We start from the raw sequence: 13,365 nt of genomic DNA, 5'->3' as shown, positions 1-13,365 counted from the left end.
CACTGAAAACGATAGATGAACGGCAATCATTGTAGTCATGAACAGAACTTTGAATGATTAAATCGCACCTTCCCTAACGTAGCCTGGCTCTCTTTCGTCAATATTGCTCTGAAAGCTGCGCAGTGGCACCACGCCATATCAAAATGCTGACAAAACACATGGCTTATGCGATTGCGCAGTGTTACTTCAAGTATATGTAGTGGATAAAGAAATGCTTTTGCCATACGCGCATTGTAAAGATACAGCCCAAATGCGTAGTCCAGATTATGCCCGGCACTGACCAGATACGGTTCAAAGCGTGTATCAGACAGGCTGGCAATGAGATTTGGGCCGCTTCCATCGTACGACCAGGGAACTTGACTTTCTGCCATGGCTCTTTAAAATCCTTTTCAGAGCAGTTGGAGCGGCCCCTCTGGTTTAACCAAGCGCCACCAACAATCTTACCAGAGCCCCGAGACAGACTACGGTCCCTCTCGGGGTTTCGCTTTTTGGGGACTACTGTTGGGCATTATATGCTTAACTGCCTGGAAAACAGCCTGTTGCGATGCCGCTGGAGCGATCATTTCACAACTTTACATCTGCACAGCTTCATCGCTGCTTTCTGCCTGTTCATCGGGTGGATTCCCTGCTCTGATATCCACTTCCCCCCATAACCTAAAGCTATAGCCGCAGGTTATACCCCTCTATCAAACAAGCATTCGTCAGCATGTCATGGAAATGAAATAGTCGTCTCAGGCAAATCCGAGACGAGAAACATCATGCTGATCCCACAACCTTACTTATTATTCCTTGGCGACGTAACCGATCATCTGGCCGCGAAAACCGCACGCGGCATTCAGGTATGGCGCCCTGAGCAGTGCGTGGGCGAAATCCGCCTGCCGGGCTGCACCGTATCCCTCGGTCTTGAGGAACTGGACATTGCCACTGCGCAGGCGCGTGGCGCGAAAACCCTGGTACTGGGCACCGCGAATGCGGGCGGCTACCTGCCGGAACACTGGCTGGACACCGTGCGCGACGCGATTAAAGCGGGCATGAACGTAGCCAGCGGCCTGCATCACCGCCTGGCCGATGAGCCGGAGCTGGTGGCACTGGCGAAAGCGCATAACGTCGAGCTGTTTGATATTCGCCATATGCGTCCAAAACTGTCCGTGGGCAGTGGTAAAAAACGCAGCGGTAAACGTGTTCTGACCGTCGGCACTGACTGCTCCGTCGGCAAAATGTACACCTCGCTGGCGCTGGAAGCGGCGATGCGTGAGATCGGCATGAAAGCCGATTTCCGTGCTACTGGCCAGACCGGCATCCTGGTGGCGGGCGAAGGTATCGCTATCGATGCCGTGATCGCCGACTTTATCGCGGGCGCGGCGGAAGCGCTGTCTCCTGCTAACGATGATGACCACTGGGATATCGTCGAAGGCCAGGGTTCGCTGTTCCACCCATCTTATGCGGGTGTCACCATCGGTCTGATCCACGGTGCGCAGGCGCACTGGCTGGTGATGTGCCATGAAATGGGCCGTCCGCATATGCGCCACCTGCCGCATCAGCCAATGGTCAGCCTGGAAGATTGCGTGGAAGCCAACCTGCGCGCGGCGCGTCTGACCAATGCCGATGTGCAGCTGGCGGGCTTCGCCATCAACACCTCTGCCGTCAGCGAAGCGGAAGCACTCGCCTATTGCCAGCAGGTCAGCGAGCAGTTTGGCGTGCCAGCCACCGACCCGGTGCGCTTCGGTATGGCGGATATCGCCGCGCTGCTGAAAGAGCGGGGCTGATATGCGCAGGATGCAAATTGAAGTGGTGGAACTGCCGTTAGCGCGGCCGTTCGCCATCTCACGTGGCACGCGTACCGCGGTAACCGTGGTGCGCGTGACGCTGGAAGAGAATGGTTTTATTGGCCGTGGCGAATGTACGCCGACGCCACACTACAACGAAACCGCTGACACAGTCAGCGGCCAGCTCGCCGCATTGCAGGCGGAGATCGAAGCCGGTCTGAGCCGCGAAGCGCTGCAGAGCGCATTGCCTGCCGGTTCGGCGCGTAATGCGCTCGACTGCGCACTGTGGCGGCTCAATGCGGCGCTGCAGAAGAAAACCCTGTGGCAGCTGCTGAATACTCAGCCGCCGCAGTCGGTGATCACCGCAGAAACCCTCAGCCTCGACAGCGTGGAAAATATGGCCAGTGCAGCGGCAGATGCCGTATCACGTGGCGCCATCCTGCTGAAGATCAAACTGAACCGCGATGCGATTGTGGAAAAAGTGGCGGCGATCCGTCAGGCCGCACCGGATGCCACGCTGATTATCGACGCCAATGAAGCCTGGGCGGGAGTTGATCTCGCCAGCCTGTTCGATGCGCTGACGCAGTACAACATTGCGATGATTGAGCAGCCGTTACCGGCGGGCAGCGATGGCGATCTGCAGCGTTTTCCGCATGTGATCCCGGTTTGTGCCGATGAAAGCTGCCATCAGCGCGGTGATATCGCCGGTCTGCGTAATCGCTACGAGATGATCAACATCAAGCTGGATAAATGCGGTGGTCTGACTGAAGCGCTGGCGATGGTCGCCGAAGCGCAGCAGCACGGCATGCGCGTAATGGTCGGTTGTATGCTCGGCTCTTCGCTGGCGATGGAAGCGGCGCTGCCGGTGACACTGACCGCAGAACATGTCGACCTCGATGGACCGATCTGGCTGGCGGCTGACAGCTCGCCGTTCCTTTCCTACAGCAATGGCCGCATCTGGCTTTAACCCTGACCCGGAGTGACGATGACGGATACCCTTTTAACTTCAGCAGAACCCGCCGCGCCCTCCGCTTCCAGCCTGTCGCCTGTGCTGGCGGTTAACGATCTGAGCGTTAGCTTTCACGGGCGCAGTGGCAAGAATCTGGCGCTGAAAGGCGTCTCGTTTAGTGTTAATCAGGGCGAGATTGTCGCCGTGGTGGGCGAGAGTGGTTCCGGTAAATCGGTCACCTCGCTGGCGGTGATGGGGTTGCTGGCCGCCTCCGCTAAAATTGAACGCGGCAATGTCGAGTTCGCTGGCCGCGACCTGTTTGCGCTGAATGATGAGCAGCGTCGTCAGCTGCGCGGACGCGGCATGGCGATGATTTTTCAGGAGCCGATGACCTCGCTCAACCCGGTGCTGAAAGTGGGCGACCAGCTCACCGAAGCGCTGCGCGATCATCAGCTGTGTGACGCGCAGGCGGCGCAGCTGAAAGCGCGTGAGTTGCTGCGCAAGGTGCGTATCGCCGATGTCGATCGGGTGATGAAAAGCTATCCGCATTCGCTGTCTGGCGGTATGCGCCAGCGGGTGATGATCGCGCAGGCGCTGGCCTGCGATCCTCAGTTGCTAATTGCCGATGAACCCACCACTGCACTCGATGTGACGGTGCAGGCGCGTATTCTGCAGATCCTGCGTGACCTGCAGCAGCAGACCAATATGGCGGTGATGTTTATCACCCACGATATGGGCGTGGTCGCCGAAGTGGCGGATCGCGTGGTGGTGATGTATCGCGGCGAAGTGGTGGAGCAGGGCAGTGTGGAGCAGATCTTTACCGCCCCGCAGCACCCGTACACCCGCTCACTGCTGGCGGCCGTACCGCGTCTGGGTGATATGCGCGAACGCCAGTGGCCGCAGCGCTTCCCGCTGATTGGTCAGCAGGATGACAATCCGCAGCCGGAACAGATCACGGCACGTTATGAAGAGAAACCGTTGCTCGATGTGCGCGGACTGCGCGTCTATTACCCGGTGCGCAGTGGCGTCTTTTCCGCGCTGACCCACCGTGTGCATGCCGTCGAGCAGATTGATTTCAGCCTGTGGCCGGGCGAAACGCTGGCAATTGTTGGCGAGAGCGGTTGTGGCAAATCGACCACCGGACGTGCGCTGCTGCGCTTAATCGAAAGCCAGGCGGAAAGCATCCATTTCCAGGGCGAAGAGATTTCTCATCTGAAAGAGCAGGCGTTTCTGCCGCTGCGGCGCGAAATTCAGATGGTGTTTCAGGACCCGTATGCCTCACTCAATCCACGTCTCACCGTCGGCTTTACCATCGCCGAACCGCTGCTGCTGCACGGGCTGGTGAAATCGCTGGAAGAAGCGACCCCACAGGTACAGGCGCTGCTGAAAAGCGTCGGACTGCTGCCGGAGCATGCCCGCCGTTATCCGCACGAGTTTTCCGGCGGTCAGCGTCAGCGTATTGCGATTGCGCGCGCGATGGCGTTGCAGCCGAAGGTAATTATCGCCGACGAAGCGGTTTCTGCGCTGGATGTCTCGATCCAGGCTCAGGTGGTGAACCTGATGATGGATCTGCAGAAAAGCACCGGCGTGGCCTGGATCTTTATTTCCCACGATATGGCGGTGGTGGAACGTATCGCCAACCGTGTGGCGGTGATGTACCTCGGGCAGATCGTCGAGATTGGCCCGCGCCAGGCGGTATTCAATAACCCACAACATCCTTACACCCGACGCCTGCTGTCATCGGTGCCGATTGCCGATCCACTGAATCGTGCAGTACGCAATTTCGATGACAGCGAGATCCCTTCGCCATTGCGCAAGGTGGGCACCGAGGTGGCGAAAACCCGTTACCGCCAGGTGGCCGATCAGCACTGGGTCGCCGAAGACGCCATTTTATAAGCAAGACAAGACTACTCACTCTGGAGAGACACCATGAAGCCATTAGTTCGTCGTTCTGCTGTTGCCCTCGGGCTGTCATTGTGTCTGGCGGCGTTTGCCCAGGCACAGGATTTACGTATTTCCGCGTATGTGGATATTACCGGGATGGACCCGCACGATACTTCGGATAACGCCAGCTACTCAGTGCAGAGTGGGGTGTTTGAGCGTCTGTTCCAGTTCGACAGCAAGATGAAGCTGACGCCCTGGCTGGCAACCGATTACACCAGCAACGCTGATGCGACGGAGTTTGTGCTGAATCTGCGTAGTGGTGTCACTTTCCAGGATGGTACGCCGTTTGATGCTGAAGCGGTGAAAACCAACCTTGACCGTCTGGCGGATCAGACCAAAGGCCTGAAACGCAACAGCCTGTACAAGATGATCAAAACGGTGACCGTGGTGTCGCCAACACAGGTGAAAGTAGAGCTGAACCAGTCGTTTGGTGCCTTTATCAACACCCTGGCACACCCGTCTGCGGTGATGTGGAGCCCGTCGATCCTGAAACAGTACCCGGAAGAGGCGCAGCTGCGTCTGCATCCGGTCGGCACCGGTCCGTTTAAGTTTGCCGAATGGCAGCCAGGTAAGTTCGTTAAGCTGATCAAGAACCCAACTTACTGGCGTCAGGGCTGGCCAAAAGTGGACAGCGTGACCATTTCACCAAGCCCGGAAGATGCTACCCGCGTGGCGGCGCTGAAAGCAGGTCAGGTGGATGCGATTTATCCTCTGCCAGCCGATCTGATCGCCACCGTGCAGAGTGACAGCAAGCTGGCGATCCAGCGTGACCCGAGCATCTATCTCTACTATATGGCGCTGAACACCCAGCATAAGCCGCTGGCAGATGTACGTGTGCGTCAGGCGATCAACTATGCCGTTAACCGCGATCTGTGGCTGAAAGTCGGCTTTGCCGGTATGGGCGCACCAGCGACTTCCGCGATGCCTGCGGGCGTGCAATTCTATGAAAAACAGACCGCGGTGGATTACAGCTACAACCCGGAAAAAGCCAAAGCGTTGCTGAAAGAAGCCGGTTATGGCGAGGGGCTGGATCTGAAACTGTGGAGCACCAACACCACACCAGCGGTACGCGCTGCGCAGTTCCTGAAACAGCAGCTGGGCGCGGTCGGTATTCGTGTGACGGTGACGCCAATGGATTCCGGTACGCGTAACGCCAAACTGTGGGGCGTGAAAGATCCGAAACAGGCTGAGTACGATCTCTACTACGGTGGCTGGTCTACCTCTACCGGTGATGCTGACTGGGCGCTGCGTCCACTGTTTGCCACCGAATCCTGGGTTCCAACCTCGTATAACGTCTCTTACTACAGCAATGCGGAAGCGGATAAAGCGATTGCTGGTGGCCTGCAAACCGCCGACCCGGCAAAACGTGCTGTCGCTTACGCTGAAGCACAGAAAGTGCTGTGGAAAGATGCGCCAATCGCGTTCCTGGGTACGCCGGATAACCTGGTCGGAAAAACCAAAAATCTGACCGGTGTTTCCATGCTGGCAGACGGTAACCTGCTGTTTACTCAGGCTGAATTTAAATAACGATAAAGAGGGCGGCGATCACGCCGCCCCGGTTGCTTTGCGCCCTCACCAGGGGCATGTTCTTCCTTAAACGACGAGAATTCACCATGTTTGCTTATATCGTCCGACGTCTGCTGGAAATGATCCCGGTACTGCTGGTGGTCTCGCTGTTGGTGTTCGGTTTTATCAAATTATTACCAGGCGATCCGGCGCGTATTTATGCCGGGCCGGACGCCTCCATTGAAGCCGTGGAAGCGGCACGTCAGCATCTGGGGCTGAACGATCCGCTGCCGCAGCAGTATATCAACTGGCTGTCTGGTCTGTTTAAAGGCGATCTGGGCGTGACTTACCGCACCCAGCAGCCGGTGACGCAGGTGATTGCGCAAGGGTTTACGCCAACGTTGCTGCTGGCGCTGGCCGGTTTCGCCTGGTCGGTGGTGCTGGGGCTGGTGATCGGCGTGATTGCCGCACTGCGCCGTGGCAAGTTTCTCGACTGGTCGCTGATGAGTCTGGCGGTGGGCGGTATTTCGATGCCGTCCTTCTGGCTGGGCCTGCTGCTGATCCAGTTTGTCGCCATGCCGTTTGGCCTGTTCTCGGTCAGCGGTTTCAATAAAGCCAGCGATATTATCCTGCCCGCGCTGACACTGGGCGCTTCCGTGGCGGCAGTGATGGCGCGCTTTACCCGTTCGGCATTTCTCGAAGTGGCGCAGGAAGATTATGTGCGCACCGCCAGAGCCAAAGGTCTGCGCAGCCGGCTGGTGACCTGGAAACACGTGATGCGCAATGCGTTGATCCCGGTGATCACCATGCTCGGTCTGCAGTTCGGTTTTCTGCTCGGTGGCTCAATTGTGGTGGAAAGCGTGTTTAACTGGCCGGGCCTGGGCTGGCTGCTGATTGAGTCGATCAAATCGCAGGATCAGCCGGTGATTCAGGCGCTGGTAATGCTGTTCGTGTTTGAATTTATTGTAATTAACCTGCTGGTCGATCTGCTGTATGCAGTCGTGAACCCGGCGATCCGTTTACGTTAGGAGCTGATGATGACGATGCCAACCGAACCGGTCATTCCGGTAGTGACAGAGCAAGACACCATCCGCTCACCGTGGCGTGATTTTCTCCATGCCTTTGTGCGTAACCCGCTGGCGCTGATCTCCGGCGGTTTTATCGCCCTGTTGCTGCTGGTGGCGATCTTCGCCCCGTGGCTGGCGCCGTGGAACCCGATGGAGCCGGACTGGATGGCGCTGTCATCGCCGCCGTCGCTGGCCCACTGGATGGGTACTGACGATCTGGGGCGCGATATCCTGAGCCGTATTATTTACGGCACGCGTATCTCGCTGTATGTCGGCGTATTATCGGTAACGCTGGGGATGCTGGCAGGCATCCTGCTCGGTCTGCTGGCGGGCTACTATGGTCGCTGGGTGGATATGCTGATTATGCGTGGCTCGGACGTGCTGTTCGCCTTCCCGGGCATGCTGCTGGCGATTGCCGTGGTGGCGATCCTTGGCCCGGGGCTGAATAATGTGATTATCGCTGTGGCGGTATTCAGTGTGCCGGTGTTCGCCCGTATTGTGCGCGCCTCGACGCTGGCACTGAAACAGGCGGCGTATGTTGAAGCGGTGCGCTGCGCCGGCGCACCGGATCGGGTGATCCTGTTGCGCCATATCCTGCCTGGTACGCTGTCGAACGTCATTGTCTACTTCACCATGCGTATCGGCACCAGTATTCTGACCGCGGCGGGACTGAGCTTTATCGGCCTCGGCCCGGAGCCGGATGTACCGGAGTGGGGCAATATTCTGGCGATGAGCCGCAATATGATGATGGCGGGGCTGTGGCACGTCAGTGTCTTCCCGGGTGTGGCAATTTTTGTCACCGTGCTGGCGTTTAACCTGCTGGGGGATGCACTGCGCGACACCCTCGACCCGAAACTGAAAAGCTGAGAACAGAGATGTATTTTCTACAGATGCAGCGCGATTTGCTGCTGCAACGCTGGCGTGAAACGCGCAGCCTGGGTCAGCCGCGCAGCGCCACCGGGGCACGCAATACGCTGGCAGATGTGCCCGGCGTGCGCGTCGGCCACAGCACGCTGGCTGACGGCGAGAAACAGACAGGCGTCACCGCCATTGTGCCGCCGGGCGATAACCTGTTCACTCAGCCGCTGCCTTGTGGCGCGGCGGTGCTGAACGGTTTTGCCAAACCGGTGGGACTGGTACAAATCGAAGAGCTGGGCGTATTGCAGACACCGATTCTGCTGAGCAACACGCTGGCAGTCGGCACACTGTTTACCACACTGGTGCGCGACGCCATCAGCCGCAATGCGGAGCTGGGGCGCAGCCTGCCGACGGTCAATCCGCTGGCGCTGGAATGCAATGACGGCTGGCTGAACGATATTCAGGCGCTGGCAGTGACCGAAGCGATGGCGCAGCAGGCGTTAGCCGATGCGGATAGCGATTTTGCCCGCGGCAGCGTGGGCGCTGGTCGCGGTATGAGCTGCTTCAGTCTGAAAGGCGGTATTGGCAGTGCTTCACGCGTGATCCCAACCCTCAATGCCACGCTGGGCGTGCTGGTGCTGGCGAACTTCGGCGCGCTGAACGCGCTGACGCTGGACGGTGTGCGCTTCGGCGAGGCCATTGCGCCGCTGCTGCCGGAACTGACGCCGCAGCGCGACGCCGGTTCGATCATCATTATTATGGCCACCGATGCGCCGCTTGATGCTCGACAGTTAAAGCGCGTGGCGAAACGCGCCGGAGCAGGGCTGGGGCGTCTGGGCAGCTACTGGGGACACGGTTCCGGCGATATCGCGGTGGCGTTTTCCACGCAGCCACAGCCAGAACCGCCTGCGGATGCGGCGCTGGAACCGTTGCTGGCGGCGGCGGCCGATGCTACCGAACATGCGGTGCTGGATGCGTTACTGAGTGCCGACGCGGTCAGCGGTTTCCGCGGCCATTACCGCCCGGCGCTGCGCGATATTCTCGATCAACTGGCTGACAAGGGATAGCCGATGAAAATCTTTATTTCCGCCGATATTGAAGGTATTGCCGGGGTGATGCGCCCTGAGCAGTGTAGTCCGGGAACCGCTGAGTATCAGCTGGCGCGTGGGCTGATGGAGCAGGAAGTGAATGCCGCTATCGATGGCGCGTTTGCCGGTGGCGCCAGCGAAGTGGTGGTGGCTGACAGCCATGCGCAAATGACCAATCTGCGGGCGGAAAATATCGATCCGCGTGCGCGACTGGTGCAGGGTAAGCCACGCGGTCTGTCGATGGTGGAAGGGCTGGAACAGCAGCATTACGATGGCATGATGTTTGTCGGCTATCACAGCGCCGCCGGCGAGCGTGGCGTACTGGCGCATACCATTAACGGGCGCGCGTTTTACCGGATGAAAATCAATGGCCTGGTGATGGGCGAAACGGATATTTACGCTGCGGCAGGTGCTGAACAGGGTACACCGTTGTGGCTGGTCAGTGGTGATGACTGCCTGAAATCATGGATCGGTGAGTATTATCCATCGGTGGATTATGTCTGTGTGAAGCGGGCGATCTCCCAGACCTGCGCTGAGTCCATGAGCCCGCAGGCGGCGCGCGATGCGCTTCGCGCCACGGCAGCGGATGCAGTGCGTCAGGCACGCAGTAAAGTGACCAGTCGCCTGAGCGGGCCTTATCAGCTGGAGCTGATGGTCAGTAAACCGGTGCTGGCGGACCTGTTCTGTCTGGTGCCCGGTGTTGAACGTATTGATGCGGTCACTGTGGGTTATCAGGCAGAGAAAATGGCGACCATTATCAGCCTGCTGAGTGCGTTTTCTTATCTGGCGTCCACCCAGAATTAATGTCTGCAACGAGCATGGTCAGTCGCCCTGGCTGACCATGTTCCATCCTGTTCACGTGGCTGTACTTTTCGTCCGCAGCTCAATCCTGAACGTCGCATCAGGCGTACTGGTGTAACCATTTCTCATACTGCTCAGGCCATACCGCCGTCGGCGTGCCTGCTTTGCCCATGCCAAAACCATGTCCGCCCGTGGCGTAACGATGCATCGCAACCGGAACACCATTCTGTTCGCAGGAAGCAGACATCATCAGCGTGTTGTGTGGATCAGACAGCGGATCGTTCTCTGCCTGCACAAGAAAAAAGGGAGGCGAGTGTGGCGTGACGTAATTCTGCACTGACCATGCGGCGTTCGCGGCGGCAGAGGCGCCTGCACCCACCAGAAGTTTATGTGCCGAAGTATGGGTATAGGGTTTTTCCAGTGTGATCACCGGGTAAATCAATGCAGCGCTATCGGCTGTCGCGGGCAATTCATCGAGAGGGTCAGTGACCGGATACGAGCGAAAGCCGGGCCGGGTCGCGGCCATGCCCATCAGATGCCCACCGGCAGAAAATCCCAGTACGCTGACCCGTTTTTCGCGCTGACGTAAAATCCGCAGCGCGCGTTGTGCATCCTGTAATGACACCAGGTTGTGGTCGCGCCAGCCTTCACCCGGCAGGCGGTAGCTCAGGATAGCGGCGGTGTAACCCCGCGCAGCCAGCCAGCGGGCGGCGGGCCAGGACTCTTTCCCGATTTGAATTCTTTTGTATCCTCCACCGCCAGCGATCAGCACACTATGCCCGTTCGGTACTGCAGGTGTCAGTATGGTCAGGGTTGGGATCGCGATATTGCTCTGCGCCCCTGACGAAGAAATCATGGTGTTGCCGTGCGGACCGCCTCCGCCGGGAGGCGTCCCTGTCCAGAGTGGGATCACCAGAGGCTGACTGGCAGGCAAAGCCGCAAACGACAGCCCGGTTGTTGTTGTGACCAGTGAGGCTGCAAAGCCCGTCAGAAAATGGTGGCGGTTCATAGCGGTTCTCCTGAATCAATACTGAACCGATTTCAGCAGAAAAATAAGGAGGAAAAATGATAAACAGCTCGGATCTGTCGCGGGGATAAACATAGTCTGGTGACGGGGAGCCAGCGCTCCCCGGGTGATTAGCGGGTATATTTCACGATACGGCTGCGATTGAGCAGTAAACGCAGGCTATTGCCCTCCTGCTGCAACACAAAGCGTTTCTCCCATGGTCCATCAAATGCGGTTGCAAGTACGCGCCCTTTCCCCAGCGACACCAGCGTGGCATAAATCGAGGCCGGGCCAATGCCCATCTGCAGTCTGTCGCCGTCAATATCCAGTACGCTGCGTGATGCCGCCAGCTGCCAGCGTCCCTGCATGTGCTGCAGGCTGTCGTCTTCAGTCAGTGGCACAAAACGGCGTGCGGCGTACCCAATTTCACCCACAATCGCCGCGCCATCCTGACGTAAACGCAGCGGGAAGGTGCTGGACAGCGACACCGCTTCGCCGGCCTGTAAACTGCGGTACAGCGTCTCTCCCGCGCCCAGCCAGGTGGCGGTGGCGCCTTTAATTTCCAGCCAGTCAGCGCCGTTGTCAGCCACATACAGACCCGGTGTTAAATCGTGGCCTTTTTCCGGCAGCGACTTATCCAGCAGCGCCGCCATGATCTTCAGCGCGTTCTCATAGGTGGTGACGTCTTCACGGTTCGCCACCAGCGCCAGACCCACTTTCAGCTGCGGATGCAGCAGGAAGTAACTCTTGTAACCGGCATGCGAGCCGCCATGACCCAGCAGATGATGCGCACCCACGCGTGAATGGGCGATCCCCAGCCCGTAGCCAGTCTCGCGGCCATCAGCGAGATAGCGTGGCGCACTGAGCCGCGCCAGCACACCCGCGCCGGGGCCGCGATCCGCCAGCAACGCCTGCAGCCAGCGGCTGAGATGGGCGACACTGCCGGTGACGCTGCCAGACGCGGAGAGATGCAGACCGGCGCTGGCCAGCAACCAATGCTCACCCTGACGCCAGTAACCCGGCACCAGACCCGGCACGATATCAAACCAGGTTTCTGGTGCGATCAGGAGGATATCCAGCGGCTGACAGATATGTTGTTGCAGCAGATCGTTAAACAGCACGCCTTTGGCTTTCAGTGCCTCCTCCACCAGCCGGTAGCCGGTATTGGAGTAGGACACTTCACTGCCGCAGGGATAGCTGAGGTCGCCATATTGCGCGCAGAAATCCAGCAGGGCGTCAGCGCTGGTGGCGTTATAGACCGATAACCCGAGCAGTGACAGCGTCTCACGCACATCGGGCAGTCCGGCACTCATATCCAGCGCCTGACCGACCGTCACCTGGCCGTTCTCACCGCTCAGCTGCGGCAGATGCTGCTCCAGCTTATCCTGCAGCGACAGCAGATCGCTGGCCGGGCCGCTGACCATGGTCGCGAACAGATGTTTGGTGACCGACGCGAAACGCACCACGCTGTCAGGGGTAAACGGTGTTTGCTGGGCTAAATCCGCCAGTCCGCTGGCGTGGCTGACATGGATGCTGTCGGCGTCAAACAGCGTAATCGCGCCGCCCGGCTGGCCGGGCTGATTCCAGTCGGCCACGACCTGCGCGGCGACTTTGCTGGCCTGTTGCCAGTTAAGCTTCATGCGGGTTCCTCAAGTGTGATACTGAGATCGAACAGTTCCGCCGTGTGCGGGTGCTGAATCCGGCGGGCGCGCAAGTCATCCGCGGTTAACTGTTCCACCATTTCACCCTGTTGCATCACGCCAATACGCTGGCAGAGATGGGTAACCACCGCCAGGTTATGGGTCACCATAATGTAAGTGAGCTGCCGCTCGGTACGTAAATCGCTGAGCAGGTTGAGGATTTCCGCCTGCACTGAAACATCCAGCGCCGAGGTCGGTTCATCCAGCAGCAACACTTCCGGTTCCGCAATCAGCGCGCGGGCAATGGCCACGCGCTGGCGCTGTCCACCGGACAACTGGTGAGGAAAACGGAAACGTACCGCGGCAGGCAGGCCCACTTCCTGCAGTGCTTTGGTAATCCGCTGCTCGGCGTTGTCCAGCCGGTGTACCAGCAACGGCTCATGCAGAATGCGGTCAATGGTTTGCCGTGGATGCAGCGAGCCATACGGGTCCTGAAACACCATCTGCACCTGACGGAAGAAGCTGCGACCACGATGTGCCGCCAGCTGCATCCCGCCAAATTCCACTGTGCCCTGCCAGTCATTATTTAATCCGGCCAGCACGCGCAGAATGGTGGACTTACCGGAGCCGCTTTCGCCGACAATGCCAAAGCTTTCGCCATTGCCGACCTGAAAACTGACGCCTTTCACCACTTTATGGCTGCCAAAGGCGATATGTAAATTGTCGATATTAATCATCGT

The 13,365-nt window shown here is 58.7% G+C and carries 12 protein-coding genes; 8 read left to right on the top strand and 4 right to left on the bottom strand.

The window, feature by feature from the left end; translation table 11 throughout:
• Window positions 1-35: 35 nt before the first annotated feature.
• Window positions 36-371, bottom strand: coding sequence for a hypothetical protein (locus ACSZO1_RS02650; RefSeq protein WP_437609251.1), 336 nt, complete (start codon window positions 369-371; stop codon window positions 36-38).
• A gap of 387 nt (window positions 372-758) precedes the next feature.
• Between ACSZO1_RS02650 and dgcN the strand changes: the two genes are divergently transcribed.
• The 8 genes from dgcN (at window position 759) to ACSZO1_RS02610 (ending at window position 9,982) form a co-directional block, all read left to right on the top strand.
• Entirely contained in the window at window positions 759-1,766 is a 1,008-nt protein-coding gene (gene dgcN, locus ACSZO1_RS02645) for an N-acetyltransferase DgcN (protein WP_437609249.1), read from the top strand.
• Between the two features lies 1 nt (window position 1,767).
• Entirely contained in the window at window positions 1,768-2,733 is a 966-nt protein-coding gene (gene dgcA / locus ACSZO1_RS02640; protein ID WP_437609248.1) for an N-acetyl-D-Glu racemase DgcA, read from the top strand.
• 18 nt (window positions 2,734-2,751) lie between these two features.
• A complete protein-coding gene (locus ACSZO1_RS02635) occupies window positions 2,752-4,611 on the top strand; it encodes an ABC transporter ATP-binding protein (RefSeq protein WP_437609245.1) in 1,860 nt (619 codons plus the stop codon).
• A gap of 33 nt (window positions 4,612-4,644) precedes the next feature.
• Window positions 4,645-6,186, top strand: coding sequence for a glutathione ABC transporter substrate-binding protein (locus tag ACSZO1_RS02630; RefSeq protein ID WP_437609243.1), 1,542 nt, complete (start codon window positions 4,645-4,647; stop codon window positions 6,184-6,186).
• A gap of 86 nt (window positions 6,187-6,272) precedes the next feature.
• Complete coding sequence (locus ACSZO1_RS02625; RefSeq protein WP_437609241.1) at window positions 6,273-7,193, top strand: ABC transporter permease; 921 nt, start codon at window positions 6,273-6,275, stop codon at window positions 7,191-7,193.
• Window positions 7,194-7,202: 9 nt separating this feature from the next.
• Entirely contained in the window at window positions 7,203-8,099 is an 897-nt protein-coding gene (locus ACSZO1_RS02620) for an ABC transporter permease subunit (protein ID WP_437609239.1), read from the top strand.
• Between the two features lie 8 nt (window positions 8,100-8,107).
• On the top strand, window positions 8,108-9,157 hold the full coding sequence (locus ACSZO1_RS02615) for a P1 family peptidase (protein ID WP_437609237.1): 1,050 nt from the start codon (window positions 8,108-8,110) through the stop codon (window positions 9,155-9,157).
• 3 nt (window positions 9,158-9,160) lie between these two features.
• Window positions 9,161-9,982: a M55 family metallopeptidase gene (locus tag ACSZO1_RS02610; protein ID WP_437609235.1), complete on the top strand. Its 822-nt coding sequence runs from the start codon at window positions 9,161-9,163 to the stop codon at window positions 9,980-9,982.
• Window positions 9,983-10,079: 97 nt separating this feature from the next.
• Here the strand turns inward: ACSZO1_RS02610 and ACSZO1_RS02605 are convergent, their stop codons facing one another.
• The 3 genes from ACSZO1_RS02605 to ACSZO1_RS02595 all read right to left on the bottom strand — a co-directional run bounded on the left by ACSZO1_RS02605 (window position 10,080) and on the right by ACSZO1_RS02595 (window position 13,362).
• Window positions 10,080-10,988 (bottom strand): alpha/beta hydrolase, encoded by a 909-nt coding sequence (locus ACSZO1_RS02605; protein ID WP_437609233.1) that lies wholly within the window; start codon window positions 10,986-10,988, stop codon window positions 10,080-10,082.
• A 128-nt stretch (window positions 10,989-11,116) separates the two neighbouring features.
• Window positions 11,117-12,625 (bottom strand): serine hydrolase domain-containing protein, encoded by a 1,509-nt coding sequence (locus tag ACSZO1_RS02600; RefSeq protein WP_437609231.1) that lies wholly within the window; start codon window positions 12,623-12,625, stop codon window positions 11,117-11,119.
• The gene (locus ACSZO1_RS02595; protein WP_437609229.1) at window positions 12,622-13,362 is read right to left on the bottom strand and encodes an ABC transporter ATP-binding protein; all 741 of its coding nucleotides are present in this window, start codon (window positions 13,360-13,362) and stop codon (window positions 12,622-12,624) included. Before ACSZO1_RS02595 ends, ACSZO1_RS02600 begins: the two co-directional genes overlap by 4 nt.
• Window positions 13,363-13,365: the final 3 nt, after the last annotated feature.

Source organism: Erwinia sp. V71, from assembly GCF_965644245.1.
Taxonomy (GTDB): Bacteria; Pseudomonadota; Gammaproteobacteria; order Enterobacterales; family Enterobacteriaceae; genus Erwinia.
This window is presented reverse-complemented; position numbering and strand designations above follow the sequence as displayed.